This window comes from Cellvibrio sp. (assembly GCF_053579595.1).
Window position 1 is genome coordinate 1 of the sequence record NZ_JBRFPI010000326.1, and the last position, 5,287, is coordinate 5,287.

A 5,287-nucleotide genomic window follows, 5' to 3' on the forward strand; every position below is an offset into this window, starting at 1 on the left:
GTGTGCCCTCGGGTGTAACGCGAAGGCTTTCTTTTTCCAGCCCGCGCAATATTCCACGCAAGCTGGCATTGTTGGTTGGTTCAGCAAAGGTAGCGAGCAGTTCGCGCGATAGGCGCTGGTCTAAGCCTTGGGATACAGACACTTCAGATTCCTTTAGCTGCAAGAGCAATCAGGTAGGCCGCAGAAGCCTAAAAATGGGATACGTGGTGAATAGAGTTTAGGTCAGGTCAGCCTGTGGTGCTGCGGATTCATCCGGCGCGCCGGGTGCAGCAGTCTGTTCCAGGGTTTCAAATAAATCCTTACCTGCTTTGGGCAGCGGCTCAGGCAGTAATTCCGGATCTATCAGGGGCAGGCCTTTTTCATTGGCGCTGCAACTGAGCACTTTAATGCGCTGCCGGTAGTCTTTGGAACTGGCCTCAAACATCTGGTTGATGGCTTCATCCTTGTGCACGGTTTTGTAAAGTGCAGCCAAGTCGCGCCCATCGAGCCAATTATTTTGGCGGCCGAGAAAAAGTTTGTCTTGGTTTTGCAGAATAAACAGGTCACTCATAATTCACCCACAATTGATCAAAAAATGCCAAGCGCTTTTAACAACAAGTTGAAGAATAGTTAGGCGCCGATGTGGGGGTGGCAGCGCCCAACTTCAAGTTATTTCTTCCCCGGAGCTGGCCCGGTACTTTTACGAATAATAAATTCCGTCGGCAATACGCACTCGCGCTGGCTCAATGGCTCACCTTCAATCACTTTGAGCAGCATATCCATCGCCATCTTGCCCATCTCTTCTGCCGGTTGCGAAATGGTGGTGAGGCTGGGGTCGGAATATTTGGCGTAGGCGATATCGTCAAAGCCAGTGACCGACATATCTTCCGGAATACGGATGCCCTGGTTTTTCAGGGTTTGCATAGCGCCGATTGCCATTTCATCGTTCATCGAGAACACCGCAGTCGGGCGAACTTTCATATTGCAGAACTGGAAGGCGGCGTTCAGGCCGGACCACATGGTGAAGTCGCCCTCGGCAATCAAGTCTTTTTCAAAGGGAATACCTGCGTCTGCCAGCGCTTCTTTATATCCTTCGAGGCGGTCGATAGCGTGGGGGTTGTCCTTGAGGCCGGAAATCACCCCAATACGCTTGTGGCCGAGGCTGATCAGGTAATTCACCATGGTTTTGGCGGCAGCGCGGTTGTCGATGCGGATCGCCGGACCGGTGGTGTATTCGCAGCCACAGGCGTTGACGCAGGGGATATCGGGCGGAATGTTGTTCTGGCTTTTTTCCGAGCTGGGGCGCAACTGTACTATACCGTCGGCCAAGCGGGTTTCTACTCGACGGATGTACTCCATTTCCCGCTCTGGCGTGCCGCGTGTATCACCCAGCAGCACGGCATAGCCCTTTTGTTGGGCGCGGTCTTCCAGGGCGCGAATAAAGAGCGAATAGAAGGGGTTGGCGATATCGGGAACCAGCACCACGACCGCATAAGCGCGTGCTGAGCGAAAGTTGCGCGCGAGCATATTGGGGCGGTAGCCGACTTGGGCGATGGCGTTATGAACCTTTTCCAGGCTTTCGTCAGACACTTTTTCGGGGTTGCTCAGGGCTCGTGAAACAGTTGCAACAGATACGCCAGCCAGGCGAGCAACATCGCGAATATTGGACATAAAAACGACCTTTAAGAAGCCGATACGGGGTGAATTGGTATTGAATTTATTGGAGATTTGGTTATTTGCCGGAAAATTTACTACAGCCAATCAAAAGAGACTAGAAAAATAAAATGTAAACGGTTACATTAGGCTGCTATGCCGGTGCTTATGGTCAACTATGCTATATGCTTGGTTGGAAAAGCATTGACGATTGCAGATTTACCCTGAGTCTCTGCCCTTCTGGCGATAGCGTCAATGAGGCACAGCATGGACGTGACGGGATCAGACAAGAATAGCGATCAATATTGATCCACATAATAAACTCGGAATGCGTCATGAATCTTCCTGTTTTGGATATAGCCATCATCCTTGCCTATGTCATGGCAACACTGGTGGTGGGCTTCTGGATTTCCAGTCGCGCGTCAAAAGATATTAAAAGCTATTTTCTCGGTGGCAATAAACTTTCCTGGTGGCAGCTTGGCTTGTCGAATGCATCAGGCATGTTCGATATCTCCGGCACCATGTGGTTAGTGTATTTATTGTTTGTGTACGGGCTTACCAGTGTGTTTATTCCCTGGTTGTGGCCGGTGTTCAACCAGATTTTTCTGATGGTATTTCTCTCCGCATGGTTGCGCCGTTCAGGTGTGATGACCGGCGCAGAGTGGATTACTTTCCGCTTTGGCGAGGGACGCGGAGCGCGCCTTTCGCATTTAATTGTGGTGCTGTTTGCGCTAGTCAATGTGATCGGGTTTATCGCCTATGGATTTATCGGTATCGGAAAATTTGCGGCAGTATTTATGCCTTGGCAATTGTCCACCGACTCGCACATGAATGACGTGTATTACGGTTTGATCATCACTGCGATTACGACGCTCTATGTGGTGAAAGGCGGCATGTTCAGCGTGGTATTCACTGAAGTTTTCCAATTTGTGATTATGACCATTGCCTGCATTGCGGTTGGTGTTATTGCCATGCAGCGCGTCTCACCGGAAATGCTCAATGCCGCCATCCCGGAAGGTTGGACCAGTATTTTCTTCAGTTGGGAATTGCATCTGGATTGGTCAGAAAAACTGGCAGCTGCCAATGACAAAATCGACGCTGATGGCTACGAATTATTTGCCATCTTTTTTATGCTGATGTTGTTTAAAGGCACTTTGCAAAGTTTGGCCGGGCCGCAACCCACTTATGATATGCAGCGTGTGCTCTCCTCAAAATCACCGAAAGATGCAGCCAAAATGAGTGGTTTTGTCACCATCGTTTTAATGTTCCCGCGCTACATGTTGATTGCCGGTTTAACTGTGCTCGCGCTCGGGTTGTTTATGGGCGATTTAAATGCGATGGGCAAAGACGTTGATTTTGAACAGATATTGCCAATGGTATTGGCGGGCGAAATTTTACCGAGTGGATTATTGGGATTATTAATTGCCGGTTTGCTCGCTGCGTTTATGTCTACCTTCGCAGCAACGGTAAACGCAGCGCCCGCTTATGTTGTGAATGATTTATATAAACGCTATATCAACGCTGACGCCGAGCCAAAGACCTATGTGCACATGAGTTATTTTATCTCGGTGTTGTTTGTAATCCTCGGTGTGGCTATCGGCTTTTTTATCCCCACGTTGAATCAAGTTATTCAATGGTTGGTAAGTGCGCTCTATGGTGGTTACACCGCATCCAATGTCCTCAAATGGTATTGGTGGCGCTTTAATGGTTACGGTTATTTCTGGGGAATGGTCACCGGTTTTGCTATTGCCTTCCCACTGATTTTTACCGATATATCCCCCATCAATGCATTTCCGTTTATGTTCGTTGCCTGTATCGCCGCCTGTGTAATGGGCTCGCTGCTGACCAAACCAGATGATATGGAAGTGCTGAAAAAGTTTTATACCAAAGTTCGCCCCTGGGGTTTCTGGGCGCCAGTATTGGCCGAAGTGCAAAAAGACTATCCGCAAGTTGGCGCCAACAAAAATTTTGCGCGCGATGCAGTCAATGTGGTGGTAGGAATTATATGGCAAACCTCACTGGTGGCCGCGCCGATTTTTATGGTGATCAAACACTGGCCTGAATTTATTATCGCTATGGTTATTGCAGTTATTACCAGTATTTTCCTCTGGTTTAACTGGTACAAAAAATTGGAAGACTATGCAGCAGATACACCTGCGGTGCTATTGCAAGGCACCAATGACGAACATTTACTAGCTAAATCCTGATAGTTATTTTTTGCGCTGCAGATTTTCCTGCAGCGCAAAAATTTTTAACTACCGGTGTAATCGATTACGTTTAAATCCGTTGGGTGATGAAACACCTATCAGAACGACACACTAGCAAAACTCATTGGAGTATTGGGAACATGAGTAGTTTTAAAGAAAAAGCCAAGGCGCTGTTGCAACAACACGAAGTGCTGGTCACCAAAAAAAATACTGTGAAAGCGCACGGCAATGGTATTTACGATTGTTACGAGAACCCGATTCTCACCGCAGAACATGCGCCTATTTTTTGGCGTTACGATTTGAATGAAAAAACCAATCCGCATTTGATGGAGCGCCAGGGCGTCAACGCCGCATTTAACTCAGGTGCGATCTTATGGAACGGCAAATATATTTTGGCGGTGCGTGTTGAAGGTGTTGATCGTAAATCGTTTTTTGCGATTGCTGAAAGCCCGAACGGCATCGACAATTTCCGCTTTTGGGATTACCCCATCACCATGCCGGAAACGGATCGCCCGGATACCAATGTCTATGACATGCGTTTGACCGCACATGAAGATGGATACATCTACGGTTTATTTTGCACCGAACGCAAAGATTTAAATCACCCTAACGATACCTCTGCAGCAGAAGCCCAATGCGGTATCGCACGCACCAAAGATTTAATTACCTGGGAGCGTTTGCCGGATTTAATTACTTACTCCGGCCAGCAGCGCAATGTGGTTTTGCATCCGGAATTTATCGATGGTAAATACGGTTTGTTCACGCGTCCGCAAGATGGTTTTATCAGTGTCGGTGGTGGCGGTGGTATAGGCTGGGGCTTGGTCGATGACATGACCCGTGCTGAAGTGAAGTCTGAAGTGATTGTAGACGGCAAGGTTTACCACACCATTAAAGAAGTCAAAAATGGCCAGGGTCCAGCGCCAATCAAAACTGCAGAAGGTTGGTTGAACCTCGCGCATGGCGTGCGCAATACCGCTGCTGGTTTGCGTTACACGCTGTATATGTTTATGACGGAATTGGAGCGCCCCTGGGTTGTTACGCACAGCCCGGCAGGCCATTTTATTGCACCGCATGGCGCAGAGCGTGTGGGCGATGTTTCCAACGTGGCATTCGCTAATGGTTGGATAGTGAATGAAAAAAATGAAGTCTTTATTTATTACGCGTCATCCGATACGCGCATGCATGTCGCCACTTCCACGGTGGAAAAGCTGATCGACTATTGCAAAAACACGCCGGCAGATGGTTTGCGCTCTGCTGCCTCTGTTGCGGTGCGCAATGAATTGATCAGTGCAAATTTAAAAGTGCTTAAGGACTTGGTGTAACCCATGCAGGCTGCAAGTCTTCCAGTACGTTTTGCGCCACTGCAACAAGAATTTCGTGCGGAGTTAATTGCTATTGCCGATTGGTGGGCTGCGCATACAGTCGATCATGAGCAGGGTGGTTTTTAC

4 protein-coding genes are annotated in these 5,287 nt (G+C 48.5%); 2 read left to right on the forward strand and 2 right to left on the reverse strand.

Features of this window, described 5'->3' with window-relative positions; genetic code table 11:
• Window positions 1-217 precede the first annotated feature (217 nt).
• Both ACWA6V_RS16825 and ACWA6V_RS16830 read right to left on the reverse strand, forming a co-directional pair.
• Window positions 218-550, reverse strand: coding sequence for a hypothetical protein (locus ACWA6V_RS16825; RefSeq protein WP_449523576.1), 333 nt, complete (start codon window positions 548-550; stop codon window positions 218-220).
• Between the two features lie 98 nt (window positions 551-648).
• On the reverse strand, window positions 649-1,650 hold the full coding sequence (locus ACWA6V_RS16830; RefSeq protein WP_310068147.1) for a LacI family DNA-binding transcriptional regulator: 1,002 nt from the start codon (window positions 1,648-1,650) through the stop codon (window positions 649-651).
• Window positions 1,651-1,967: 317 nt separating this feature from the next.
• On the opposite strand from ACWA6V_RS16830, the gene ACWA6V_RS16835 reads away from it, so the two are divergent.
• Both ACWA6V_RS16835 and mgp130 read left to right on the forward strand, forming a co-directional pair.
• Window positions 1,968-3,839 (forward strand): sodium:solute symporter family protein, encoded by a 1,872-nt coding sequence (locus ACWA6V_RS16835; protein ID WP_449523577.1) that lies wholly within the window; start codon window positions 1,968-1,970, stop codon window positions 3,837-3,839.
• A 140-nt stretch (window positions 3,840-3,979) separates the two neighbouring features.
• Window positions 3,980-5,161 (forward strand): 4-O-beta-d-mannosyl-d-glucose phosphorylase Mgp130, encoded by a 1,182-nt coding sequence (gene mgp130 / locus ACWA6V_RS16840; protein WP_449523578.1) that lies wholly within the window; start codon window positions 3,980-3,982, stop codon window positions 5,159-5,161.
• The last annotated feature ends 126 nt before the right edge of the window (window positions 5,162-5,287 follow it).

Excerpts from the sequence above, each read along its gene's own strand:
- ACWA6V_RS16830 (WP_310068147.1), bottom strand. The coding sequence starts at position 1,650 with ATGTCCAATATTCGCGATGTTGCTCGCCTGGCTGGCGTATCTGTTGCA.
- ACWA6V_RS16835 (WP_449523577.1), top strand. The coding sequence starts at position 1,968 with ATGAATCTTCCTGTTTTGGATATAGCCATCATCCTTGCCTATGTCATG.
- mgp130 (WP_449523578.1), top strand. The coding sequence starts at position 3,980 with ATGAGTAGTTTTAAAGAAAAAGCCAAGGCGCTGTTGCAACAACACGAA.
- ACWA6V_RS16825 (WP_449523576.1), bottom strand. The coding sequence starts at position 550 with ATGAGTGACCTGTTTATTCTGCAAAACCAAGACAAACTTTTTCTCGGC.